At 40.0% G+C, this 25,081-nt stretch carries 18 protein-coding genes; 8 read left to right on the forward strand and 10 right to left on the reverse strand.

The window, feature by feature from the left end; translation table 11 throughout:
• Positions 1 to 5 precede the first annotated feature (5 nt).
• Positions 6 to 2,408 carry a zinc-dependent metalloprotease gene (locus tag ACQQ5U_RS03695; protein WP_437395592.1) on the reverse strand — a complete coding sequence of 801 codons (2,403 nt, stop codon included), beginning with the start codon at positions 2,406 to 2,408 and terminating at the stop codon, positions 6 to 8.
• 225 nt (positions 2,409 to 2,633) lie between these two features.
• On the opposite strand from ACQQ5U_RS03695, the gene prfB reads away from it, so the two are divergent.
• The 5 genes from prfB (at position 2,634) to fumC (ending at position 9,108) form a co-directional block, all read left to right on the forward strand.
• Positions 2,634 to 3,735 (forward strand): peptide chain release factor 2 gene (prfB, locus tag ACQQ5U_RS03700; protein ID WP_437395593.1). Its coding sequence is split into 2 segments (ribosomal slippage): positions 2,634 to 2,696 and positions 2,698 to 3,735, totalling 1,101 coding nucleotides; the frame shifts between segments, so codons are not numbered across the junction.
• 10 nt (positions 3,736 to 3,745) lie between these two features.
• Positions 3,746 to 4,087: an arsenate reductase (glutaredoxin) gene (arsC, locus tag ACQQ5U_RS03705; protein WP_437395594.1), complete on the forward strand. Its 342-nt coding sequence runs from the start codon at positions 3,746 to 3,748 to the stop codon at positions 4,085 to 4,087.
• A 68-nt stretch (positions 4,088 to 4,155) separates the two neighbouring features.
• Positions 4,156 to 4,635: a hypothetical protein gene (locus ACQQ5U_RS03710; protein WP_437395595.1), complete on the forward strand. Its 480-nt coding sequence runs from the start codon at positions 4,156 to 4,158 to the stop codon at positions 4,633 to 4,635.
• A gap of 101 nt (positions 4,636 to 4,736) precedes the next feature.
• Entirely contained in the window at positions 4,737 to 7,223 is a 2,487-nt protein-coding gene (locus ACQQ5U_RS03715; RefSeq protein ID WP_437395596.1) for a TonB-dependent receptor domain-containing protein, read from the forward strand.
• Between the two features lie 487 nt (positions 7,224 to 7,710).
• Complete coding sequence (fumC, locus tag ACQQ5U_RS03720) at positions 7,711 to 9,108, forward strand: class II fumarate hydratase (RefSeq protein WP_437395597.1); 1,398 nt, start codon at positions 7,711 to 7,713, stop codon at positions 9,106 to 9,108.
• A gap of 77 nt (positions 9,109 to 9,185) precedes the next feature.
• Here fumC and ACQQ5U_RS03725 read toward each other — a convergent pair whose 3' ends face one another.
• Positions 9,186 to 10,076, reverse strand: a complete 891-nt coding sequence (locus ACQQ5U_RS03725; protein WP_437395598.1) for a hypothetical protein — start codon at positions 10,074 to 10,076, stop codon at positions 9,186 to 9,188.
• A gap of 168 nt (positions 10,077 to 10,244) precedes the next feature.
• Here ACQQ5U_RS03725 and ACQQ5U_RS03730 point away from each other — a divergent pair, with 168 nt between their 5' ends.
• Together ACQQ5U_RS03730 and ACQQ5U_RS03735 are read left to right on the forward strand one after the other, a co-directional pair.
• Positions 10,245 to 11,039 (forward strand): MBL fold metallo-hydrolase, encoded by a 795-nt coding sequence (locus ACQQ5U_RS03730; RefSeq protein WP_437395599.1) that lies wholly within the window; start codon positions 10,245 to 10,247, stop codon positions 11,037 to 11,039.
• 65 nt (positions 11,040 to 11,104) lie between these two features.
• Positions 11,105 to 11,791, forward strand: coding sequence for a hypothetical protein (locus ACQQ5U_RS03735; RefSeq protein ID WP_437395600.1), 687 nt, complete (start codon positions 11,105 to 11,107; stop codon positions 11,789 to 11,791).
• An 11-nt stretch (positions 11,792 to 11,802) separates the two neighbouring features.
• Here ACQQ5U_RS03735 and ettA read toward each other — a convergent pair whose 3' ends face one another.
• From ettA to ACQQ5U_RS03750, 3 genes are all read right to left on the reverse strand, one after another.
• Positions 11,803 to 13,494, reverse strand: a complete 1,692-nt coding sequence (gene ettA, locus ACQQ5U_RS03740) for an energy-dependent translational throttle protein EttA (protein ID WP_437395601.1) — start codon at positions 13,492 to 13,494, stop codon at positions 11,803 to 11,805.
• A 33-nt stretch (positions 13,495 to 13,527) separates the two neighbouring features.
• Positions 13,528 to 13,710 (reverse strand): CAL67264 family membrane protein, encoded by a 183-nt coding sequence (locus ACQQ5U_RS03745; protein ID WP_041801594.1) that lies wholly within the window; start codon positions 13,708 to 13,710, stop codon positions 13,528 to 13,530.
• Between the two features lie 66 nt (positions 13,711 to 13,776).
• The gene (locus ACQQ5U_RS03750) at positions 13,777 to 14,760 is read right to left on the reverse strand and encodes a Gfo/Idh/MocA family protein (RefSeq protein ID WP_437395602.1); all 984 of its coding nucleotides are present in this window, start codon (positions 14,758 to 14,760) and stop codon (positions 13,777 to 13,779) included.
• A 62-nt stretch (positions 14,761 to 14,822) separates the two neighbouring features.
• Here ACQQ5U_RS03750 and ACQQ5U_RS03755 point away from each other — a divergent pair, with 62 nt between their 5' ends.
• Positions 14,823 to 16,451, forward strand: coding sequence for an acyl-CoA carboxylase subunit beta (locus tag ACQQ5U_RS03755; protein WP_437395603.1), 1,629 nt, complete (start codon positions 14,823 to 14,825; stop codon positions 16,449 to 16,451).
• A 65-nt stretch (positions 16,452 to 16,516) separates the two neighbouring features.
• Here ACQQ5U_RS03755 and ACQQ5U_RS03760 read toward each other — a convergent pair whose 3' ends face one another.
• From ACQQ5U_RS03760 to ACQQ5U_RS03780, 5 genes are all read right to left on the reverse strand, one after another.
• Entirely contained in the window at positions 16,517 to 18,244 is a 1,728-nt protein-coding gene (locus tag ACQQ5U_RS03760; protein WP_437395604.1) for a carboxypeptidase-like regulatory domain-containing protein, read from the reverse strand.
• Positions 18,245 to 18,276: 32 nt separating this feature from the next.
• Positions 18,277 to 20,007, reverse strand: a complete 1,731-nt coding sequence (locus ACQQ5U_RS03765; RefSeq protein ID WP_437395605.1) for a carboxypeptidase-like regulatory domain-containing protein — start codon at positions 20,005 to 20,007, stop codon at positions 18,277 to 18,279.
• Between the two features lie 10 nt (positions 20,008 to 20,017).
• Positions 20,018 to 21,760: a carboxypeptidase-like regulatory domain-containing protein gene (locus ACQQ5U_RS03770; RefSeq protein WP_437395606.1), complete on the reverse strand. Its 1,743-nt coding sequence runs from the start codon at positions 21,758 to 21,760 to the stop codon at positions 20,018 to 20,020.
• Positions 21,761 to 21,772: 12 nt separating this feature from the next.
• Positions 21,773 to 23,542, reverse strand: coding sequence for a carboxypeptidase-like regulatory domain-containing protein (locus tag ACQQ5U_RS03775; RefSeq protein ID WP_437395607.1), 1,770 nt, complete (start codon positions 23,540 to 23,542; stop codon positions 21,773 to 21,775).
• A gap of 171 nt (positions 23,543 to 23,713) precedes the next feature.
• Positions 23,714 to 25,060 carry a M24 family metallopeptidase gene (locus ACQQ5U_RS03780; protein ID WP_437395608.1) on the reverse strand — a complete coding sequence of 449 codons (1,347 nt, stop codon included), beginning with the start codon at positions 25,058 to 25,060 and terminating at the stop codon, positions 23,714 to 23,716.
• Between the last annotated feature and the right edge of the window lie 21 nt (positions 25,061 to 25,081).

Raw genomic sequence — 25,081 nt, forward strand, 5'->3', positions numbered from 1 at the left:
ATAATTTAGTCCATGCAGTCCATACCAATGGGCGATCCATCCGGTATTTTAGAAGCTGGAATCAGTTTAAATTCAGAAGGCTTTTTCATGAAGGCATCAATTCTTTTTACCATTTCGGCAGAAATAGCGTTTTTACCATTGCTCAACAATTGTGTCTTTAAATTGTTCAAAGCTTCATTGGCAATAGCGTTTACTTGGGGATGCACATCATCATGAGCTGCCAAGTTCATGATATGATAAAGTACTCTAAAATTGATAGTGTTCTGCACTTCTTCTTCGTAAGCATCACGGTGCGACAAGTCAAAAGTACCCTTTATGGTGGCATCCAATACTTCTTGTAATCCCATTTGTCCTTTATTCAAGCTCCTTTGTTGAATCAATCGGGATGCACGCTCTGGATGCAATAACAATTCCAAGGTCATATCCGCTGCGGTCTCCGCCACAGAAAGAGCATCAAAACTTACACCGGTTCTTCCTTTAAAGGATTCCCTAGAACGGCCAAAACCAACCGCCCTGGGAGGAAAAAGGTCCAATTTATCCTTGGGAACAGCAATAACTTCAGCGTCCAATGTTTTAAGGATTGATTCCATAGCTGCTTCCTGAATAGCTGCATTTATTGGTTTAACCGGCGTTTGACCCCCATCTTTAACAGCATAATTGTAATCCAAACCCCCGATAACTTTAGAAACGGCCTCTGTTTGGTATCGATGGAAGAAATACAAGGGTACAAAAACATCTTCTAAAATAGAATAGGCTTCTCCAGTTCTGATGTTGTCTATAGAAAAGTTTTCGATGGCTTTTTCTCGTATTTCCAACATACTCTCCAATTCTTGGCCAGCATTTTTCCCATTATCCCACAAGTGAGCCAATGCATGTGCACCACCTTTTGGGCGGGCATCTTGATCGGAAATGTAACGTAGTCCATCGTCTTGGGCTTTCTTTAATATAGCATTCAAGGCTGCTTCTTCATCGGTACCACTTGGAAAATCTGAATAGGCATACGTAACAATTACCTTGTCCCATTCCCCAATTCCTGTATCATAAGCATTATCAAATTTGATTTCATCACCTTTCAACTCAAACTGTGGATGTGGGTAATCCATTACGGAAGCTCTATTGTTGGTACTCGCTGCGAAGTTGTGTGCAAAACCAAGGGTATGCCCTATTTCGTGTGCAGAGAGTTGACGGATTCTCGCCAAAGCCAATTCCAACATTGGCTCATAATTATCGTCTCTTTCTTCAAAAGGTTTGTTCATTAATGCTTGTGCAATCATAAAATCTTGACGAATACGAAGACTTCCTAAACTAACATGGCCTTTTAGAATTTCCCCTGTTCTTGGATCAGTAACACTACTTCCATAACTCCATCCTCTGGTGGAACGGTGAACCCATTGCACTACATTGTAACGAACATCGAGTGGGTCGGCATCATCTGGAAGCATTTTCATTAGGAATGCATTTTTATATCCTGCAGCTTCAAAGGCTTGGTTCCACCATTTGCCTCCATCCAATAAAGCGGAACGTACTGGTTCTGGAGTACCGTTATCCAAATAATATATAATTGGTTCTACCGCTTCGCTTACCTCGGCGTTAGGATCTTTCTTTTTTAAACGGTGTCTTCTAATGAATCTTTTTACCAATGATTCCTGAACAGGAGTTGCGTAATCAAAATAAGAGAAAGGGTAGCCTCCACTTCGGGGATCAAAAAGACGTTTCTCAAAATTATCATCCGGAAGTTCAATCAACGAATGGTGTTGTGCTACGGTAACCAAACTAGCCGTTGGTGTTACAGAACGAATCCAAGCGCCCTGTGGTTCTCCTTTAAAGGTAAGGGTTACATCAAATTCTACATTTTTAGGGAATGCTTTGGTGCGATCAAAGGCCAACGCACTTTTGGATTTATCCAAACTATACGAACCTTGTTTGGCTCTTTTTAAACGGTTGGATACTCCGTGGGCGTCACGCATTAAAAAATCGGTGAAATCTATCAGGTAGCTACCCTTGGATTCTTCTACGATCTCAAATCCTTCCAAAATGGATTTCGCAAAGGCTTGTTCCACTGATTTTCGCTCCAGCTCGTTATCCGTAATGGCCCTGAATTCAAGATTGGGCTGTACCAATAACAGCTTTTTTCCTGCCTTTTTAAAGAATACCACCTGTTCATTGCCCAATTGCCCTCGGTCAAGACCAATATCGTTGCTTCCTATGCCACTGCTCAGGGAGTAAACATATAAAAAGTCCTTTTCCAAGTCATCTACCTGAAGGTAAATTTTGTCGCTGGAATCATCATAATAAAAATTGAAATAACCATTGAATTTTTGAAAGTCTTTTGCCTTTTCAAAAGTTTGCGCCCCTAAGGAGGTGCACACAAAATAAAATAAAGCGATGAGCGTAGTAGTGTTCTTCATAACCTGGTTGAAATATTGAGCTTAAAAATATGGAAATCATTTTAAATATCCCTGTCAAAAAACCATATGTATCAATAAGTAAAAAATTGATGAAATTGAATCAAAATTTTTATGTATTTCGTTTTTTTCAACCCTCTATCTAATATTTTGATTTTATAAATAGTATTCCATCTAACGCAAGGTCATGTGCAGAAAGAAACTTATTTTTACCTCAAAATAGAATACATGGTAACCACAGATCAACAGAAAGATCTTATTGAGCGCCTTGGTGCGTTAAGGAGGTATCTTTGACATTGATGCCAAACTTATTGAAATAGAGAACGAGGAAGAAAAAACCCTCGCCCCTGGTTTTTGGGACAATCCACAAGAAGCCCAAAAGCAAATGCAGTCCATAAAATCCAAAAAAAACTGGGTAGAAGATTTTGAGGAAGCCAAAACATTGATTGGCGACCTTGAAGTGCTCATGGAGTTTCAACAAGCTGGTGAGGTTTCCGAGGATGAAGTAACCAAACAGTTTGATAAAGCCCAACGGGCCATTGAAAAGCTGGAATTCCGGAATATGCTTTCGGACGAAGGTGATGAGCTTACAGCCGTACTGCAAATTACGGCAGGAGCTGGTGGTACGGAAAGCTGCGATTGGGCCTCCATGCTTATGCGCATGTATATGATGTGGGCCGAAAAGAACGGCTACAAAATAAAAGAACTCAACTATCAAGCTGGTGACGTAGCCGGAATCAAGACCGTTACTTTGGAAATTGAAGGTGAATATGCCTTTGGTTGGCTTAAAGGTGAAAATGGGGTACATCGTTTGGTGCGTATCTCCCCATTTGACAGTAACGCTAAAAGACACACATCCTTCGCCTCGGTTTATGTGTATCCATTGGTGGACGACAGTATCGAGATTGAGGTAAATCCTTCCGATATTGAGATTACTACAGCACGTTCCAGTGGTGCTGGAGGACAAAATGTGAACAAAGTGGAAACCAAGGTTCAATTGGTGCACAAACCTACCGGAATTCAAATCTCTTGTTCCGATTCTCGTTCACAGCACGACAACAGGGCTACGGCCATGAAAATGTTGAAGTCTCAATTGTACGAAATAGAGCTTCGTAAGAAACAAGAGGCTCGAGCCGAAATTGAATCCTCCAAAATGAAGATAGAATGGGGGTCACAAATCCGAAATTATGTAATGCATCCTTATAAATTGGTTAAAGATGTGCGCACAGGAGAGGAAACCGGCAATGTGGACGCCGTAATGGACGGAGACTTGGACGCATTTTTAAAGGCATATCTAATGATGATGGGGCAAAAAGAAGAACAAGAATAACCAAAAAATCATGATCAAAATATATCATAATCCACGATGCAGAAAATCCAGAGAAGGATTGGCCATTCTGGAAAAATCTGGAAAAGAATTCGAAGTTGTAAAATATTTGGATGATGTTCCTAGCAAGGAAGAATTGAAAACATTAATTGAATATTTGGGGATTTCTCCGATTGATTTGGTACGTAAGACCGAAGCTATTTGGAAAGAAAAATTTAAGGGCAAAACCTTGTCCAATGATGAGGTGATCACCGCTATGGCCGAAAACCCAAAATTGATAGAGCGACCCATCGTTGTCAATGGCAATAAAGCTGTCGTGGGAAGGCCTCCTGAGAATATTTCAAAATTGCTATAATCCTGATATCCAACTACATTTAACATCGGTTTAAAGCGTAAATTAAACCTAAATATTATCTTTATATCATGAAAAATACGCAAACCCTGTTCTATATTACCTTACTTATTGGTGTTTTAGCCTTTAACGACCTATCTGCACAATACGGTTATGGATCACCTTACGGTAACCGAGGCATGTATGGTAGAGGACGTAGTTATATACCGCAAGCGGGGCCGGTGGAATCGCAAAAAGAGGAAACTCCCCTTACCGCGGAGGAAATTGTGGATGAACAAATGCCCTCTATTTCGGAAGCTTTGGAATTGGATCCTTTCGAGGAGGCTGTGGTTCGAACTTCACTGGTGCAATCCGTACAACAACGAATCGAGCTTCAAATATTGGAGTTGGAACCTCTTAAAATGAAAGAAGAGGTCGAGAAAATAAAAAGGCGTCAAGACGCAGAATTAAAGGCAGGTCTTCCCGAAGATAAATACGAAGCCTTTATGGAACTCCAAGAAAATCGATTCAAGGCCAAGAAGAAGAAAAAGAGGAAAAGGAACAAAGATTAACAATTCCTTAAGGTCATTCGCAGGATCAAATACGTTGTTGAGGGATAAATATTTCTTGCCCTCTTTTTTTCACCCAATTTTTGCATGGTAAAAACCAAACTATGCATAAGATACTAATCCCGTTATTACTGTTAACGCTGTCAGCTTTTCAAGGTATTTCGCAGCAAAGACAAAAACCCATCACAATTTCGGGAAAAATAATTGATTCCGATTCCGGACAACCACTGGAATACGCCACGTTTGTATTACAAAATGCAGATAGTCCCGACCAGGTTACCGGAGGAATCACTGATATTTCAGGTAATTTTGAGGTCGAAGCAAGTCCTGGAACTTATAATATTAGTGTAGAGTTTATTTCTTATAAAACCTATTCGCTTCAAGGTCAAACCTATGACTCAAATACAAATCTAGGCTCCATTTCTTTATCACCAGATGTTGCCCAGCTCGCAGAGGTTGAGGTCGTTGGAGAAAAAACCACCGTGGAAGTTCGCTTGGATAAAAAAGTATATAACATAGGAAAAGATATTACCACAAGTGGAGGTAACGTCAGTGATGCCTTGGGCAATATACCATCCGTTTCTGTTGATGTTGAAGGAGGTATAAGTTTAAGAGGTAATGATAATGTTCGTATTCTTATTAATGGTAAGCCATCCGCATTGGCTGGTTTTGGTTCGACCGACGTACTACAACAACTACCTGCCGATGCTATTGAAAAAGTAGAGGTAATTACCAGTCCCTCTGCCCGTTATGATGCCGAAGGTACGGCAGGTATTTTGAACATTGTACTCAAAAAAGAGAAGACTTTGGGTATCAATGGATCTATAAACACAACTGTTGGTGTTCCCTTTAATGCCAGGGCCACTACCAACTTCAATATCAGAACTGAGAAGTTCAACATATTTAACACTCTAGGTTATTTCCACCGAGAATCTCCAGGAGGTGGAAGTAACGATAATACCTATCAATCTGCACGGAGTGAGTTTGATAGGATCATTGAGGATAGGGAAATAAGTAGAAATGACGATGGTTTCAACATTAATTTGGGAATGGAGTACTTCCTAACAGAGAAATCATCGGTAACCGGTAGTTTTTTTTATAGATGGTCCGATGAAAACGATTTGACGGAAAATGACAACCAACGTTTTGCGGACGGGAACTTGGACAGTAGAACTTTTAGAACGGAAGATCAAAATGAAAACGATAACAGCCGACAATTCTCATTAAACTACACCAATAATATTAATGATGAGGGGCAAAAGTTGACTGCTGATTTTCAGTATTCCTACGACAATGAAGATGTTCTAACGGGTATTCGTGAAGACCGAACTATTCCAAGTGATAGCCTGATTGCACTGGAAAATATTTATGAAAAACAGAAACAAGATGATATTTTGGCCCAGATTGATTACGTATTGCCTATGGGAGATGCCCAATTTGAAGCCGGTTATCGTGGTACGTTTAAAAAGGAAGTGAACGATTACCAATTGGATACTCTCAATCAAGGAACAGGTGATTTTATTACCAATAAAGATCTTACCAACATATTTACGTATCATGAAAATGTAAATGCCCTTTATACCCAGTATGGAAACAAATATGGACAATTTTCCGTGTTGGTCGGTTTACGTTTGGAAAACACAGAATTAAGAGGTGAAGTTAATACTGATATTGATAGTCAGGCACTTGAAGAGCTTGTAGGAGAAGATGTTGATCTTAACTTTGACAAGAACTATTTAGGGTTGTTCCCAACAGTAAACTTTGTTTATGAAATTTCAAAGACCCAAAATATATCAATAGGATATAACCGTAGAATCAACAGACCTCGAGGATGGTTTATCAACCCATTTCCATCTAGATCTAGTAGGACCAATGTTTTTCAAGGTAATCCCGACCTAGATCCAGCATTTGCCAATGCCTTTGATCTGGGGTACATGAAAAGATGGAAAAAATTGACACTTACCTCTTCTGTTTATTATCAGCGGGAAACAAGGTCTTTTGAATTTATTACGGAAGAAACGGGTCAATTTACATCGGACGGAATCCAAATTCTAAGATCGGTTCCCATCAACCTGTCCACCAACGAACGTATTGGTGCCGAGGCTGGTATAATATATAGTCCTACCAAATGGTGGCGTTTAAACGGTAGTGTAAACTTCTTTACATTTACTACCGATGGGGAATTCAATGGTATTGATTATGGTACTTCAAATTCCAGTTTTTTTACCAGGATGAGCAATAAATTTACATTACCGGGAAAAATTGAACTACAGGCGAACTCGTTTTACTTTGGTCCTAGACAAAATGCACAAACAAAAACAGAAGGTATATTTTCCTTAAACTTGGCTATGAGCAAAGATTTGTTCAAAGATAAAGCAACCTTATCCTTGAACGTCAGCGATGTGTTCAACTCAAGAAAACGCCAATCGTTTACCCAAACGGCTACATTTACGGCAGACCGGGTGTTCCAGTGGAGAAAAAGACAAGCAAACCTTTCTTTCATCTACCGATTTAATCAACCTAAAAATCAGCGTCAGCGCGGTGGAAGACAAGGTGGTGGTGAAGATAACGAAGGACAATATCAAGGGTAGAAACTTAACAACAGAAACCAACCAACCTTTATACAATGAAAAAAGGAAGCTCTAATGGCTTCCTTTTTTTTATGTTATAAGTTAAAACGATATCAAATTGACTGTTTTAATATAAACCGATCTTTAGTTTTGTATTGACCAAAAAACAAAAAGAAGCCAAAATGGCTTCTTTTTTTATTCCTCTAGTTGGGCCTGTTTCGCCTCTTTTCTCTCTTTAAACATTTCCCTAAGGTTGCCAATCAACCAATAAGGTACTACAAAGGTCAACAAGAATATCATCAACCAAAAACCGATTGTCAAAATTGTTAAAAAAGCTAAAAAACCTAAATATTGGTCAAAATCGAACATCTTAAATCCTTTTGTTTTAACAAAGATACTTTCTTCTTATCAAAAAAAACAAATCCATAAGGAAAAAAAGTGTATTTATTCGAATCAACTACCATATAAATGCCCTATATCCTACCTTTGTAGGACAAAATTTTAAACTATGAGTTTTAGGATTGAAAAAGATACCATGGGCGAGGTAAAAGTACCCGCCGATAAATATTGGGGCGCCCAAACCGAACGTTCCCGCAACAACTTTAAAATTGGAGCTCCTGCATCCATGCCTTTGGATGTGGTTTACGGGTTTGCCTATTTAAAAAAAGCCGCAGCCTATGCCAATCAAGAACTGGGTGTGCTAAGTCTAGAAAAAAGAGACCTTATTTCCCAAGTTTGCGATGAAATTCTTGATGGCAAACACGATGACCAATTTCCACTGGTCATTTGGCAAACGGGTTCCGGTACCCAAAGCAACATGAACGTAAATGAGGTGATTGCCAACCGTGCGCATGAAATTGCTGGGAAACAAATTGGAGAAGGTGAAAAAACCATCCAACCCAATGACGATGTGAACAAGAGTCAGTCTTCCAACGATACTTTTCCAACAGGAATGCATATCGCGGCTTACAAAAAAATAGTTGAGGTTACCATTCCGGGAGTAGAACAGCTCAAAAATACTTTGGATAAAAAATCCAAAGAGTTTAAAGATGTAGTTAAAATTGGTAGAACCCACCTAATGGATGCCACTCCCCTAACCTTGGGACAGGAGTTTTCAGGTTATGTTTCGCAATTGGATCATGGTTTAAAGGCACTAAAGAATACCTTGGCACACTTGAGCGAACTTGCCTTGGGCGGTACTGCCGTGGGTACCGGTTTGAATACACCAAAAGGATACGATGTGTTGGTGGCTAAATATATTGCTGAATTTACCGGTAAGCCTTTTGTAACTGCAGAAAACAAGTTTGAAGCACTAGCAGCACACGATGCCATTGTAGAAAGTCATGGTGCCTTGAAACAATTGGCTGTTTCTTTGAACAAAATTGCGAACGATATCCGTATGATGGCTTCTGGTCCACGCTCGGGAATTGGTGAAATTATAATCCCGGCCAACGAACCAGGAAGCTCCATTATGCCCGGAAAAGTGAACCCTACCCAATGCGAAGCACTGACCATGGTTTGTGCACAGGTTATGGGTAACGATGTTGCGATTAGTGTTGGTGGAACGCAAGGTCATTATGAGCTTAATGTGTTTAAACCGGTAATGGCGGCCAACATTTTACAATCGGCCCAATTGATCGGCGATGCGTGTGTAAGCTTTGATGTGAACTGTGCGTCAGGTATTGAGCCAAATCATGAAATCATTAATACTTTATTGAACAACTCATTGATGTTGGTTACTGCATTAAATACCAAAATAGGGTATTACAAAGCTGCGGAGATTGCCAATACTGCACATAAAAATGGTACTACACTTAGAGAAGAGGCCGTTAATCTTGGTTATGTAACTCCCGAAGAATATGATGAGTGGGTTAAACCAGAGGATATGGTTGGTAGCCTTAAATAAGGTTTTAAACTTAGAGAATATAAAAAGGCCCGTCCAAAATTGGACGGGCCTTTTATTATGGTGATAGTGTGTGTTTCTTATTTCAATTCGAAACTGGAAGTACCCAACAATTTCAATTTGCTGTCATAAACATTTACCATATAGTTTCCTTTCTGGAAATCTCCGCTTGGTTTGTTAATGTAATCGCATACATCCAAAGCATCGTTTTCGTAGTAGAAGTTAGTTCCTTTACTATAAGTAAGAGAGCTTCCTTCCTCTGTAGTTTTTGTCAAACTTTCACCTAACACATTACCTTGTGGACCTAGAACTTCAATATAGAATTCTCTGTCACCAGCTTCAGCAATTACGTTATCGGCAATAGTAAAACAAACTTTAAATTTATCAGTAGCTCTAGCTCTAGAAGTAGAAACCAATTTACCATTGTTTCTTTCTTTAATGGCATCAACACTAATAGTGTTTAGGTTAAGAGCAGAACCTTTTTCAACGGCATCGGCCAATTGAGTGTTCTGGATGATCAAAGAATCGTTGAAAACAGTTTGTTGTTCCAATTCAGCAAAAGTACTGTCTCTTTGCATGGCCAACAAGCTGTTGGATTGTGTCAAAGAATCTACTTGCTTCAATAATTCTTCTCTTTCTTTCTTAAGAACACTTACTTGTCTTCTGTAACGTGAAAGTGTAGCAATATCAGCTTTCATGCTGCTTACAGAATCGATATACTTTGCAATATTGTCCCTAGCTGCAACCAATTCTTCGTTGGTGGCATTGCTTTCCAAAATAGCTTTGTCGTATTCGGATTTCAAGTTGTTCAAATCCTCAACAACCAATTCTTTCTCTTGCGTAAGAGCTTCTGTTGTTTGTTTTTTATCTTGATAAAGACTCACAGTGTAAATAATGGTTCCTAAAAGAACTACACCCAACAGACCGGCAATTACTTTCAATCCGTTATTGTTATTTTTTGTTTCAGTCATAACTTTTTGTTTTAATTGATTCTCGTTTAAGGTTTTTAATCAATCGTGTTTGGTTTATATACGCATCAGGTTTCTATTTGGATTATTTGGATGAAAAATATTCTTTATAAAAAATTATGATTCTGCCTTTTATCCCTTATTTTTAAAAGGATATAAAACAAGTAACCCATGAAAAAAAATATCATTCTTACTGTCAGCGCATTACTATTGTTCTTTGCTTCTTGTAAAGAGAAAAAGGAAAAACAAGAAGAATCCGTGGAAATGGAAACCAAAGTTGAAGTAGAAGCTCCTGCTCCAGCAGAAATAATTCCCATTGAACACGCTACAGCTGTAATTGAATGGGGCGGTAACACGATATATATTGATCCCGTTGGCGGTATAGCAGCTTTTGAGGGTCAAAAATCACCGGATATTATTTTTATTACTGACGAACATGGTGACCACTATAATACAGACACTTTAAATGAATTGGACTTGGAAGGAGTAAAAATCATTGCTCCAGAAGCAGTAGCACTTCAAATGCCTGAAGAATTATCTTCCAAGACCACCACAATGAAAAATGGCGAGACTAAGGAAATAGCAGGTTTTTCTGTAAAAGCTATTCCTATGTACAACTTGCGTGAAGAGGCTAAAGATTTTCACACTAAGGGAAGAGGAAATGGTTACGTGTTTACTTTTGGTGATGAGCGTATTTATTTTTCAGGAGATACAGAAGATATTCCAGAAATGCGTGCACTTGAAAATATTGACAAAGCTTTCGTTTGTATGAACCTACCTTACACTATGACCGTTGAGAGTGCTGCCGATGCTGTTTTGGAATTTAAACCAAAGCAAGTGTATCCATATCATTTTAGAGGAAGACCAGAGGTCAGTGATGTTGAAAAATTCAAAACGATTATAAATGAAGGGGATTCCAACATTGAAGTAGTTCAACTGGACTGGTATCCCAACGAAGATTATTAAATCCGTAAAATAATAACAAGGTTTCATCGTTAGAACAACAAACTTATTAACCAAAAAACTTAAATATGGCTCCCAAATCCCATGTTTTAGTAGTCTTGGCAATTTTTTTTGCCTTCCAAGCTACCTATTCAAATCAATGTGATAATTTTTATGCTAAAGTGACCTACGCCCTAAGCCATGGTAAAAAAGCCATGGAGGCCACTAACTTTGAACATCAGATGTATTATGCCGAAAGGGCTCTTACGGCCCTGGAAAAATCTGAAACCTATATGGCCGAGTGTAGTTGCGAAAAAACCAAGAACAAAACCTTGGACGCAATGGAAACCCTAGCACAAGCAATAGAGCCCGCCGACTGGGAAGCTGGTAGGTTTTTCACCAAAAAAGCCATTGGTGAAATCAATGAATTGATTACCATTATTGATCAATGTACACTTGGAACTTCCACGACTACTGAAGCAACAGTAGAAATGACCGCTTCTTATGAAGAAAATCCTGTAGCTGAGGAAACAGAAACGGAACCCGTAAACTCCATGGAACTGGAGATGATCAAAGTGTTTGAAAAACATGCCGGTGACAAACTCCAATCTGCAGAACAAGCCATCGAGCAATTAGTAGAACTTTCCAATTCTATACGAGCAACTCCTGAGAACAACAACCAAGACCCCAATAGTTTATCAGCACACCAAAAAGCCTATTTGGAAAAAGCCAAAAAACTACTGGAGGAAGGAATCAAAAACTTAGGAGGGGAATAATATTTTCTCCATCAACGAATCAATTTTTTGTACTTGATACGCTTGGGCATGATATCCGTTCCCAAGCGTTTCTTTTTGTTCTCCTCATAATCAGAGAAAGAACCTTCAAAGAAATAGACCTGAGAATCTCCTTCAAACGCAAGGATATGCGTACAAATTCTATCCAAGAACCATCTGTCGTGGGAAATGATCACTGCACAACCAGCAAAGTTCTCCAAACCTTCTTCCAAGGCACGTAGCGTATTCACATCCAAATCGTTGGTAGGCTCATCCAAAAGCAGCACGTTACCTTCTTCTTTTAAGGTCATTGCCAAATGCAGGCGGTTACGTTCACCACCGGAAAGCATATTCACTTTTTTGTTCTGCTCACTTCCAGAAAAATTAAATCGACTTAGATAGGCACGGGAATTCACTTGCTTCCCTCCCATCATGATCAATTCTTGGCTGTCACTAAAGTTTTCCCAAATGGATTTTTCCTGATCAATATTGGAGTGCGACTGGTCAACGTAAGCCAATTTAGCTGTTTCACCAACAATAAATTCGCCTTTATCGGGTGTTTCTTCTCCCATGATCATTTTAAAGATTGTTGTCTTACCAGCACCGTTCGGACCAATAATACCTACAATTCCAGCTTGTGGTAATTTGAAGTTTAAGTTTTCGTATAGCAATTTGTCTCCAAAAGCTTTGCTTACATCCTTGGCCTCTATCACATTGGTTCCCAAACGTGGTCCGTTAGGGATATATATCTCCAAATTCTCCTCCATCTGTTTTTGATCTTGACTAAGGAGTTTATCATAATTCTTTAAACGAGCTTTTTGTTTGGCTTGCCTTCCTTTGGCACCTTGACGAACCCAGTCCAACTCGCGTTCCAATGTTTTTTGACGCTTGGATGCTTGTTTGCTCTCTTGCTCCAATCGTTTCGCTTTTTGGTCCAACCAGCTCGAGTAATTTCCTTTCCAAGGAATTCCTTCCCCACGGTCCAATTCCAAAATCCAACCAGCTACGTTATCCAAGAAGTAACGGTCGTGCGTTACGGCAATCACCGTTCCTTTATATTGTGCCAAATGGTGTTCCAACCAATGTACGGATTCAGCATCCAAATGGTTGGTAGGCTCATCCAACAATAGAACATCAGGTTCTTTCAACAACAAACGGCATAATGCCACCCTTCTGCGCTCCCCACCGGAAAGCACACTTATTTTTTTATCGGATTCTGGAGTACGAAGGGCATCCATGGCAATCTCCAGTTTTGTATCTAGTTCCCAAGCATTGGAAGCATCTATTTTGTCCTGGAGCACTGCTTGCTTGTCCATCAACTTTTGCATCTTGTCCGCATCCTCGTACACTTCGGGCAAACCGAACATATCGTTGATTTTATTGTACTCGTCCAAAATGGCAACGGTCTCGGCAACGCCTTCCTTTACTACTTCAAGAACGGTTTTGTCTTCATCCAATTGGGGCTCTTGTTCCAAATAGCCTACGGAATACCCAGGTGAAAAAACCACATCACCTTGGTAGTTTTTATCAACACCTGCAATTATTTTCAACAAGGTTGATTTACCAGATCCATTAAGACCCAAAATTCCAATCTTGGCCCCATAGAAAAAGCTTAGGTAAATATTCTTAAGTACCGGGGTATTGGCCGTTTTAAAGGTCTTGGTAACCCCAGACATTGAAAAAATTACTTTTTTATCGTCTGACATCTACTATAAATTAAATTGTTTTTGAAAAAGAGGCTATACTCTACCTTTTAGGGCATTAAAAACCCAAGCTACGGCAAAAAATCCAATTCCAACAGCAGCAAAGCCCCAACCTGCTACTTCATCATATTTAAAAGCTCCAAGTGCTATCATTCCCAAACCTACCAAAATCATAATCCATGTGGCATAGGCCAGCACTGTGTTCTTATTCATTCCCATTATATATATTTCTGAAGAATTTCAAATATCGTAAAAATAGAGATAATGTAAAGTTATTATTAAGGATTATGTTTCAAAAGGAAAAGTTACACCGCATTTTTCCCTGACCTTATCCAATAATTCCGACAAATCCAGGCTGTTTTGATGCGACCACAACTCACTTTCAATTTTGTTTTCCCTCAAACATTGGTTCACTTCCAAAATCTCATAGTAGTAGCCAATTCCCGTTAAAGGCAAACTGAACTTATTGGTTTTCTCATCTTTTACCAAGGTATACCCGTCTGCCTCGTGCCATCTTGGTTTTAAAAATAACTGACCTTTGGTGCCCGATATTTCAGCCTCCATTTTGGATTGACTGGTAAAACCACTATAAAGCATAGCTTGGGCATCCTTGTAGTTGAAAATCATACTGGTTTGGAGTTCCGTTCCATTTTCATGGAATTTGGATGCGGCCATAATCTCATTTGGCATACCCAACAACAAATAAGATAGAAAAATGGGGTAAATACCAATATCCAATATACTGCCCGAAGCTAAATCAGGATTCAATAATCTAGAGTCCAAACCTTTGTCCAAACCGTAAAATGCAAAATCCGCATGGATGTATTTCAAATCACCCACCACACCTTCATCAACCAATTGTTTTACTTTTTGGATTGATGGATTGAACCTAGACCACATGGCCTCCATTAAAAATGCATTGTTACTTTTTGATGCATCCACTTGCTCTACAACTTCTCCTCTACTGACGCCCATCGGTTTTTCACAAAGCACACCAATACCATTTTCCAATGCTTTTACGGACAATTCTTTATGAAAATTGTGCGGCGTAGCAATATAGACCACGTCAACTGTCCCTGATTGAAACAGTTCATCATAACTCCCGAATGTATGTTCCACATGATATTCTTCGGCAAACTCCTGAGCCCGTTGCAATGATCGTGATGCTACCGCAGTGACCTCGGCATCATCCACAAGCAAAAGGTCCGACACAAATTTTCTCGCTATTTTTCCAGGGCCAACAATGCCCCATCGTATTTTGGTTTCCATATACTTCAAAAGTAATGATTATAACTCCTTATCTTTAACCAACTAAATGAATTTAAATTAGAATGGACATAAACTTCAATAAGAACGAAGACCATAATAAATTAAAACTTTCAGATCTAAAGCGTAGACTGGCCAAAGTGAAGCTTGGCGGAGGTAAAACCCGTATCGAGAAGCATCATGCAAAAGGCAAAATGACCGCACGGGAGCGCATTGATTACTTATTGGACAATGATAGTCAATCCATTGAAATTGGTGCTTTTGCGGGTGAAGATATGTACGAGGAGCATGGTGGATGTCCATCTGGCGGGGTAGTTGTAAAAGTTGGATATGTACAAGGCAAGCAATGCGTAGTGGTGGCCAACGACGCTACGGTAAAAGCTGGTGCTTGGTTCCCTATAACGGGAAAGAAAAATCTACGGGCACAAGAAATTTCCATTGAGAACAATCTTCCGATTATTTATTTGGTGGACAGCGCAGGGGTGTATTTGCCCATGCAGGATGAAATATTTCCCGATAAAGAACATTTTGGGCGTATTTTCAGAAATAACGCCGTGATGAGCAGTATGGGAATCACCCAAATTGCCGCTGTTATGGGAAGTTGCGTAGCAGGTGGTGCCTACTTGCCTATCATGAGTGACGAAGCACTGATTGTTGACAAAACGGGAAGTATTTTTTTGGCAGGAAGCTACTTGGTCAAAGCTGCCATTGGAGAAAGTATCGACAACGAAACCTTGGGTGGAGCCACAACCCATTCAGAAATTAGCGGAGTAACCGACTACAAGGCCAAAGATGATAAGGATGCGTTAGATAAAATAAAGAATATCGTTGATAAAATTGGGGATTTTGATAAAGCAGGATTCAACAGGGTTGAAGCCAAGAAACCTGTCGAGAATCCTGATGATATTTTCGGAATCTTGCCCGCATCCCGAAGCGATCAGTACGATATGCTGGAAATTATAAAACGATTGGTGGACGATTCTGAATTTGAACAATACAAGGAAGGCTATGGCAAAACTATCTTAACGGGCTATGCCAGAATTGATGGCTGGGCCGTGGGCATAGTGGCCAACCAAAGAAAGGTGGTCAAGACTAAAAAAGGTGAAATGCAATTTGGCGGTGTTATCTATTCCGATTCCGCTGACAAGGCCACCCGATTTATTGCGAATTGCAACCAAAAGAAAATTCCTTTGGTGTTTTTGCAGGACGTTACCGGATTTATGGTAGGCAGTAAAAGTGAGCATGGTGGCATTATTAAGGATGGTGCCAAAATGGTGAACGCAGTGAGCAATTCTGTGGTCCCAAAATTTACGATTGTAATTGGAAACAGCTACGGGGCCGGTAATTATGCCATGTGCGGAAAAGCATATGATCCCAGGTTGATTGTGGCATGGCCAAGTGCTGAACTTGCCGTAATGAGCGGGAATTCTGCCGCCAAAGTGCTTATGCAGATTGAAAAAGCCAGTTTGGAGAAAAAAGGTGAACCTGTTGATGCTGAAAGGGAAAAAGAACTTTTTGACCAAATAAAACAGCGGTATGATGACCAAATATCACCCTACTATGCCGCAGCTCGACTTTGGACAGATGGCATAATTGACCCACTGGATACCCGTAAATGGATTTCTATGGGGATTGAAGCTGCCAACCATGCGCCTATTGAGAAAAAGTTTAATATGGGGGTTTTACAGGTTTGAACATAGGGCGCTCACGATTTCTGACTCCTTTATTAAGAAACCAATATCACATGTAAAAGTGTATTTTACCTATCTCTCAGTGCACCGCTTGCCACAATGGACAATAGTTCCCTGTTCACATTTTTTTCGGCCATGGCAATAACTTTTATTTCTTTTTTTTGTGATGGTCTTCCGTAATTATAATAAACGGTAGCTTTGAGGTATGTAGGCTCATAACTTTTGTTTCCATGGTATTTTAAGTTTATTCGCCACACCCCTTGTAAAGCTTCATCGATTAGGAATTGCTTGCAAGAATACCCTTTTATTTTTTCATCATAGATTCTTTCGGGTTCGTTTGCCGTAGTATGACTCCAAACAAAATAACGGCTTTCGGGGTTTACAAACTGCAGATCAAATTCAGCTTCACTATTGTTCCATTCAAAAAGAACACGTATTCCGCCAACATCGCCATCAATATTATCTACATCCTGCAGTTCCAATTCCTTACCTTTTAGGGCCATTAAATTGGTAGTCTCGGTATCCATAATGGCGTCTATACCGTCCTCAAGCGAAGGAATGGTGTCCAATTGCCTAAAGCTGTTATATCTCGCATAAATATTAAGGCCTTTTTTGTACTCCCCATTTACAACATACATATTTGCCAAATCCCGATAAGATTGGGCATACCTTGGTCGTTTTTTAAAGATTTCCTTGTAAAAATTCAATGCCTTATTGGGTTCATTTTGTTGCTCAAAAATATAGGCAAGGCCTTTTATTGTGTTTGGATTATCCTTAAACTTAGATTTTATTTCTTCTTCTATTTTAAGTGCATACTGGCTTTCTTTCCAATTCGTATAAAAATGTTTAAGGGATTCTAGGTAAAAATAAGTGGAGCCCCCATAATTCTTTTTATATTTTTCAAATTCGGCGTACGCATCATCAGCCGATTTCGTTTCCTCCAAAGCTTGAATATATACAGGGGCTGCCCGCTTGGTTGAGCTTGCGACCATGGATTTATCAAACTTATTATTTCGAAGTTTTGCCTGGTCATATGGTTTATTAGTGCCTTGTTCCCTAATTACGTTAGTGCCCTTAGTATTGATGACTATGACTCCGCCGCCGGCTATATTTCCATATTTCGTGGTTCCATTTAAACCTGGAATTACAGCAATCCTATCTATACTTGCTATATCCAGAAATGTTGGTGTTTGGGTAAAAATAACCCCATCAATCTCAAAAATTGGTGGCTTTGGGTTTTCCAATGACCCCCCGCCTCTTAAAAGAACGGTATTATCTTCACCTCTTCGCAAGCCCGGTATTTTGCCAATTAATGCAGAAACAATATCAATGGCACTGCCATTTAACTCGGCTCCATCAATAAAATTCATTTGGTAACCAGCATTTTCAGCATCTATGAAACCATAGGCCGTTCTAATTATACTTTTTTTTATGGCATAGTCCTTTGCCATAGTCGCCTGCCCTCTTTGCTTTTTTTGTTCTACAACAACCTCGTCCAATTCCTGAATCATAGGTTCTAGCTCAATATTCAATACTTTGGTGACATCCTCAACAATTATTTCCACAGGTTTCATACCTACATAACTAAAGACCAATACATCTCTTGGCCGAGCCTCGATATTGTATTTGCCATTAGCGTCTGTTTGAATACCCGTTGAAGAACCTTTTATAGCAATATTAGCGTTAGGCAAGGGTACTCCGTAAGAAGTAACTATTCCACTTATTTTGTTTGTGTTATCTTGAGCTATTGTACTGAATGCGATAAAAAGAAGGAAAAGTGATAATATAGATTTCATTTTGGTTAGTGTGTGCTATAAATATATTACAATCATTGCAAGAATTTACTTTTAACTTTAAATAATTGCTTATTCACACCCTTCAAATCCATTTTAAAGACTTTCGTAATCTTTTTTTGTGATGGGGTTCCATAATTGGTATAAATAACAGCTTTAAGGTAGCTTGGGCCTAATTGTTTGTTGCCCAAATATTTTACGTTCACCTGCCAATTACCAGATAACGAATTATCTATTAAGAATTCTTCACAGGAAAAACCAACTCGTTTTTCATTGGCAATTCTATCTTCATTTTCCATTATGGAGTGCTTAAAAGTGAAAAAATGCCCTTCTGGATTTACAAATTGTAGTTCAAACTCAGCCTCTCCATCGTTCCATTCAAAAACCAAGCGTGTTCCGTTAAAATCTTCTTCCAAAACGTGGTCGCTTACATTCTTGGAAATGATTTCGTTACCGTTCAAAGCCAAAAGGTTATTTAATTCCCTTGTTATGATAGTACTGATTGCAGTAGAGTCACTTTTCAAAAAACCTTGATTTACCAAATAGTCATATCTGGAATAGAGACTGGCTGCGGATTTATGCTCCCTCAAATCCCGATAACTATTGGCCAAATCCATATAGGACTGGGCATAATTGGGTCGTAGTATATAAACTTCCCTGTTAAGTTTAAAAGCTTGGTCAAAATTACCGTCGGCCTGCAGCACATACGCCAATGCCTTTAAGGCTATGGGGTTCGTAGCAAAAGAATTAGAAGTGTTCTCAACAATTGAATTTTCAAATTCTTCTTCGTTCCAATTCTCCTTAAAGTACCTGAGTCCATCTATGGCGTAGCTATAATTGCTGCCGTATTTAGTATGATAGTATTCATAAATTTTCTTTGCCTCATCAAAAGACTTGCTTTGGTTCAATTCCTGAAGATACACAGGTAAATCATTGAATAAATCAGCTGAGGATAAGGCATCCCCTTTGTATATATTATTCCGAAGTCTGGTCTTATCCATTAATTCCTTGGATTGTGTATAACTATTACCTGTCTTTGTATTGATTATCACTACTCCACCTGATGCAACAGAACCATATTTGGTTGCTGCTGAAAATCCCGTTAATACGGCAATCCGGTTCATGTTGGCAGGAAGAATCCATGTTGGGGCATCAGTAAGTATTTGCCCATCTACATCAAAAATAGCGGACTGGTCAAAAGAAATGGAGTTTGACCCCCTTACCGTAATATTACCACCATTTATGCAGTCACCATTCACGTTTACACCGGGAAACTCATTTCTAATAACATCCAAAATACAAAGGTTAACACTGCTAATGTATTCTTCCGATAGTATACGAATCTGATAGGCAGCCGTTTCGGGGTCTATGATACCATAAGCAGTTTTAATTAAATTTGGGTTGGTATTGTATTCCAATTTCAACTCCTGTTGTGATTTTCTCTTGCTTTTTGTAACCGTTACTTCGTTCAATTCTGTAATATCAGGGAACATTTCTATATTTAAGATACGTGTTACATCCTCGACTAGAATTTCAATGGGTTTAAATCCAACATAGGAATAGGTAATCTTATCCCCAGGAACGACCTCAATCGTATAATGACCGTTAGCATCTGTGTATTGGACATTATTACTTTCGGTTCTTTCAATTTTTACATTTTTTAAGGGTACCCGTCCATCTGTTACAATACCGGATATGGTCTGTGTGGTGTTTTGGGCCGAAACCAGCCCAGAAACCAACATCAATAAAAAAGTAATTTTTTTCATAGCTAAACATTTAATTTGTAATTGTGGCGGGTACGTTCAGTTTAAACAATTCCCGGTTCACGTTTTTGAGCCCCATTTTAAAGACCTTCGTTTCTTTTCGTTGCGCGACTGTGCCATAGTTATAATAGACCACCGCTTTCAGGTAGCTCGGGGTCAGCCGTTTGTTCCCCAGATATTTGACATTGACCTGCCAAGTGCCCGGCATACCGTCGTCAATAAGGAACTCTTCCGTGGTGTATCCCAGTATCTTTTGCTCACGGACCAGTTCCCCGTCCGCAAAAAGGGAATGCTCCGTTTTATAGTGCCTGCCCTCGGGGTTCACGAACTGCAGCTCGAACTCCGCCTCCCCGTCGTTCCATTCAAATACCAGACGGGTACCTTTAAAGTCCATATCCGAGGCTTTAAAATTTCGCTGCTCCTTTTTTGATAGTATCCTGTCCCCTTTCAATGCCAGTAGGTTGTTAAACTCACGTTCCACGAGCTTGGTGACCTTCATGGTATCGTTCATGGTGAAATAGTCCTGATCTTGAAGGTAATCCAACCTGGTGAATATTGCGGCCGCCTTTTTATCAGCTCCTATTTCCCGGTAACTGGAGGCAAGGTCCAGATAGGATTGCACGTAGTTGGGCCGTTTTACAAAAAGTTTTTTGTAAAGTTCATTGGCCTTTTTTAATTCACCATTTTCCTGATAGGTATAGGCCAGGGCCTTCATGGCCAAAGGGTTTTCGTTGAAAAGATCGGTATGGTCGCCAAGAACCCCCTTGGCAAGTTTTTCGTCGCCGAACTTGTCCAGAAGGCAACGGTAGGCATCCAGCACAAAGGCATAGGAGGAACCAAAGTTTGGAACGTATTTATTATATACATCATAAGCGGCATCACTATCGTTACTGGCATAAAGCTCCTTTAGGTAGGCCGGGCCGTTCCGTAAAACGGCATTTTCGTCAAGGGCGTCGCCGGCGTAGAGGTTGTCCCGCAACCTGGCGCGGTCGTAGGACTGGTTGGTTCCAGGTTCGGGAGTGGCATTTTGTACACCATCCGTATTGATTATTAAAATTCCTGCTGCCCCATGTCCCCATTTTCTAGCTGTAACCGTTCCATAAATAAGTGCCATTCTTTCAATCCTATTGATATCCAACCACATGGGCACATCCGTCATTACCATACCGTCCAATTCAAAAATCACCCTACCTCTCCATCTGATAGAAATTGCAGGTTTACCCCCTCCAAATCCACGGTCAATTATTATACTTGGAAATTTACCCTGAATAGCATCCAGTATGGTTATGGCGGCGGGGTTCAGGGCACTTCCATCCAAGGTCTTCATCCTATATGCGGAGTATTGGCCATGGATGTACCCAAAACCGGTCTTGATAATATTGGGGTCGGTATCATATTCAATTCCCAAGTCCTTTTGGCTTTTTCGTTTGGATTTAACCTTGGTCACCGTAACCTCTTCCAATTCTTCGACTTTTGGGTAGAGTACTATGTTCAGTACTTCTGTTACATCCTCCACTACGATTTCCATGCTCTGCATTCCGACATAACTGAAGACCAGAATGTCCTTTGGGGAAGCGCTTATGGTATATCTGCCCATTGCGTCGGTACTTGTACCATAGTTAGTGCCTTCGACCAGAACGCTGACTCCTTGTATTGGAACTTGGCCATCGGTAACGGTTCCTTTGATTCGCTGCGAAGTATCTTGGCCACTTACCAAGCCCGTTATTAGAAGAAATAAGAATATGACTTTTCTCATGACAGTTTCATTTTAGTTCGTGATCAAAGAAGAAGGAACTTTCAGTGTGAACAGTTCCCGGTTCACATCCTTAAAGCCCATTTTAAAGACCTTTGTTTCTTTTCGCTGCGCCGCTGTCCCGTAATTATAATACACTACTGCCTTTAGGTAGCTCGGGGTCAGCCGTTTGTTACCCAGGTATTTGACGTTCACCTGCCAAGTGCCGGACATTCCATCGTCAATAAGGAACTCTTCCGTGGTGTATCCCAGTAGCTTTTGCTCACGGATAATGTCCCCGTCCGCAAAAAGGGAATGCTCCGTTTTATAGTGCCGGCCCTCGGGGTTCACGAACTGCAGCTCGAACTCCGCCTCCCCGTCGTTCCATTCAAATACCAAACGGGTACCTTTAAAGTCGGTATCCAAGTCCTCAAGATTTTTTTGTTCCTTTTTTGATAGTATTCTCTCTCCTTTCAATGCCAATAGGTTGTTAAACTCACGTTCCACGAGCTTGGCGACTGTCATGGTATCGCTCATGGTGAAATAGTCTTGGTTTTGAAGGTAATCCAACCTGGTGAATATGGCGGTCGCCTTTTTATCAGCTCCTATTTCCCGGTAACTGGCGGCAAGGTCCAGATACGATTGCACGTAGTTGGGCCGTTTTACGAAAAGTTTTTTGTAAAGTTCATTCGCCTTTTTTAATTCCCCATTTTCCTGATAGGTATAGGCCAGGGCCTTCATCGCCAACAGGTTTTCGGCGAAAAGTTTGGTGTGGTTCCCAAGAATCTCATTGGCAAGCTTTTCATCGCCGAACTTGTCCAGAAGACAACGGTAGGCATCCAGGACAAAGGCATAGGAGGACCCAAAGGTCGGAACGTATTTTTTATATACCTCATGGGCGGAACCACTATCGGTACTCGCATAGAGTTCCTTTAGATAAGTTGGACCGTTCCGTAAAAGGGTATTTTCGCCAAGGGCGTCGCCGGCGTAGAAGTTATTCCGTAATCGTACCTGATCATATGGACGATTTCCATCTTCCGTGGAACCTTGCATTATATTTGAAGTATTAATTACTACAACACCTGGTCCACCAAAATTTGCTCCAAATAAACGAATGGCATCATCTGGATATATTAAAGCTACCCTAATTACCTTATCAATGTCAAGGTGTAAGGGTGGATTATAATTATACCACATATTTCCATCAACTTCAAAATTTACACCTACAGTACCTAGCTTCATCGAACCAAAGCTAGATGGAAACAAATGTTTTACCCCTCTTTTAGATCTAATGACCGTTCCAGATATTTTATTGGCAATAGCTTCAAGAATATCATAGTCATTTGGATTTAACTCTCTACCATCAACCACTCTTAAATGCCATGCCACCAAATCTGGACTTAAATAGCCAACATTTGTATTTATAATAGTAGGGTCACTAAAATAGTTTCTTGCAAATTCCTGTTGGGATTTTCTTTTCCTACCAGAAATAGTGACCTCTTCCAATTCTTCCACTTTTGGGTAGAGTACTATGTTCAGTACTTCTGTTACATCCTCCACTACGATTTCCATAGTCTGCATGCCTACATAACTGAAGACTAGAATATCCTTTGGGGAAGCGTTTATGGTATACTCACCCCTAGCGTCCGTACTTGTACCATTGTTAGTGCCTTCGACCAGAACGCTGACCCCTTGTATTAGAGCTTGGCCATCGGTGACCTTCCCGGAAATGGTATTTTGAGAAAAACTTGGTTGTACATTCAAGACAACCAAAAAAAGGCTTAAAAAGAATAAAGATACTTTCATGTATAGTTAATTTGAAGTGGTTAGATTCATTAAATAGCCACAAGAACTATACCTAAAAGGTAAATTTATTACATTTAATCTAAAATATTAAGAATATTTATATTCTATTTGCATTTTATTTGTAAAACTTCTTCACATTAAACAAATAAAATGTTTAAAAAAATATTTTCCTTAATTCCCTAGATGTGATTTTGGTCTGGGAATAAGTAATAATTCGGTTTGCCTACCATTGATGTATCGGAATCCATCCTCGCCAAAAAAGCCCGGCTCCTCTAACATAATTCGTATGTCCCGATTCCATTCCGGAATGTTTACTGTAGCATTCAACTCAATGGCATAAGCAGTATTCGGATTCAATGGATAATTCTCGCCATCATCTTTCATTACGCCGCCTTGAGCATCCCACATTCCTATTGTAGTTCCTGCGGAATGGCCGTACATACCCAGCGGATGGGTGTAAATAGAAGGTTGAAGTCCAGCAGCTTTGGCTTCTTGCAATGCCTTGGCCAAAATTTCGTTTCCTACCCTGCCTTTTACCATGTTCTGAGTGAGAAAGTCTTGCACACGGTTGCCATCGTACAATGCATTTACCAAAAAAGATGGCGCTTCGGTTTCTTCCGGTTTTAGCACATAGGCCAATTCTTGGCAGTCGGTATTCAAACGCAAGTAGGTAATTCCAAAATCACAATGCAATAAATCACCACGTTGAATGACTTCATCATCAGGTCTTCCTGAAAAAGAATATAAATGTCCTACCAGCTCCTCGCTGGTTCGTTGCACATCAACGGTAGGGTGAAACCACGTCTCCAAACCTAAATCCGTTACTTTTTGGCGCATCCACCACTCTACTTCAGTTGTGGTGGTGATTCCAGGGGTAATCACCTTTTCCGAAAAAGCTTCTGCAATAATATCATGGGTAATGTCCTTCAATTGGTTAAAAATGGTCATTTCCCTTGGTGTACGAGTCTCTATCCATCGTACCGCCAATTGTTCTGCAGACATCACTTTGGATTGATATTTCTTCGGAAGGTTGGCCATGAACTCGTCATAATCTGTTTTATCAAGACCATCGGCTATGTTGTGGTCCTTAGAAAAGTTTAGTCCAATTTTATCAGGATTTCGTTCAGAAATCAATTGCATTAATCGTTTCCATTGGTTCGGCTCCTTCTCTTTGTCCCAAGCCGAGGTTATACTCTTTCCTATATTGTAACGGGCTACGGCAAGTTTTTCAATGGTATTCTTCTCCTTGTCCCTATAAAATAAAATGATGGTTCTCCTGCGAGCATTCAGCCACTTCGCTGGCAACATAGTTCGGAGCACAGGGTCTTCGTTATATTCTCTGGATATCAATACCCACATATCCAAACCTGCATCATCCATTAATTGGGGCAACAAAACATTGAATCGCTCTTCGAGAATTTCATCCACTACCCTTGCTCTTTCAACTTCAGGAAGTATTTGTTGGGAGATTGCCATAAAAGGTAAGAACAGTAGTACTAATTTGATGGTTTTTCGCATGGTTGATTTTTTGCTGAAATT

Source organism: Flagellimonas lutimaris, from assembly GCF_051494225.1.
GTDB classification, from domain to species: Bacteria; Bacteroidota; Bacteroidia; order Flavobacteriales; family Flavobacteriaceae; genus Flagellimonas; species Flagellimonas lutimaris_A.

Excerpts from the sequence above, each read along its gene's own strand:
- ACQQ5U_RS03745 (WP_041801594.1), bottom strand. The coding sequence starts at position 13,710 with ATGGGAATGAATAAGAACACAGTGCTGGCCTATGCCACATGGATTATG.
- ACQQ5U_RS03730 (WP_437395599.1), top strand. The coding sequence starts at position 10,245 with ATGAAAAAAAATATCATTCTTACTGTCAGCGCATTACTATTGTTCTTT.
- ACQQ5U_RS03710 (WP_437395595.1), top strand. The coding sequence starts at position 4,156 with ATGAAAAATACGCAAACCCTGTTCTATATTACCTTACTTATTGGTGTT.
- arsC (WP_437395594.1), top strand. The coding sequence starts at position 3,746 with ATGATCAAAATATATCATAATCCACGATGCAGAAAATCCAGAGAAGGA.
- ACQQ5U_RS03760 (WP_437395604.1), bottom strand. The coding sequence starts at position 18,244 with ATGAAATCTATATTATCACTTTTCCTTCTTTTTATCGCATTCAGTACA.
- ACQQ5U_RS03770 (WP_437395606.1), bottom strand. The coding sequence starts at position 21,760 with ATGAGAAAAGTCATATTCTTATTTCTTCTAATAACGGGCTTGGTAAGT.
- ACQQ5U_RS03715 (WP_437395596.1), top strand. The coding sequence starts at position 4,737 with ATGCATAAGATACTAATCCCGTTATTACTGTTAACGCTGTCAGCTTTT.
- ettA (WP_437395601.1), bottom strand. The coding sequence starts at position 13,494 with ATGTCAGACGATAAAAAAGTAATTTTTTCAATGTCTGGGGTTACCAAG.
- ACQQ5U_RS03695 (WP_437395592.1), bottom strand. The coding sequence starts at position 2,408 with ATGAAGAACACTACTACGCTCATCGCTTTATTTTATTTTGTGTGCACC.
- ACQQ5U_RS03780 (WP_437395608.1), bottom strand. The coding sequence starts at position 25,060 with ATGCGAAAAACCATCAAATTAGTACTACTGTTCTTACCTTTTATGGCA.
- ACQQ5U_RS03775 (WP_437395607.1), bottom strand. The coding sequence starts at position 23,542 with ATGAAAGTATCTTTATTCTTTTTAAGCCTTTTTTTGGTTGTCTTGAAT.
- ACQQ5U_RS03725 (WP_437395598.1), bottom strand. The coding sequence starts at position 10,076 with ATGACTGAAACAAAAAATAACAATAACGGATTGAAAGTAATTGCCGGT.
- ACQQ5U_RS03755 (WP_437395603.1), top strand. The coding sequence starts at position 14,823 with ATGGACATAAACTTCAATAAGAACGAAGACCATAATAAATTAAAACTT.
- ACQQ5U_RS03735 (WP_437395600.1), top strand. The coding sequence starts at position 11,105 with ATGGCTCCCAAATCCCATGTTTTAGTAGTCTTGGCAATTTTTTTTGCC.
- ACQQ5U_RS03765 (WP_437395605.1), bottom strand. The coding sequence starts at position 20,007 with ATGAAAAAAATTACTTTTTTATTGATGTTGGTTTCTGGGCTGGTTTCG.
- ACQQ5U_RS03750 (WP_437395602.1), bottom strand. The coding sequence starts at position 14,760 with ATGGAAACCAAAATACGATGGGGCATTGTTGGCCCTGGAAAAATAGCG.
- fumC (WP_437395597.1), top strand. The coding sequence starts at position 7,711 with ATGAGTTTTAGGATTGAAAAAGATACCATGGGCGAGGTAAAAGTACCC.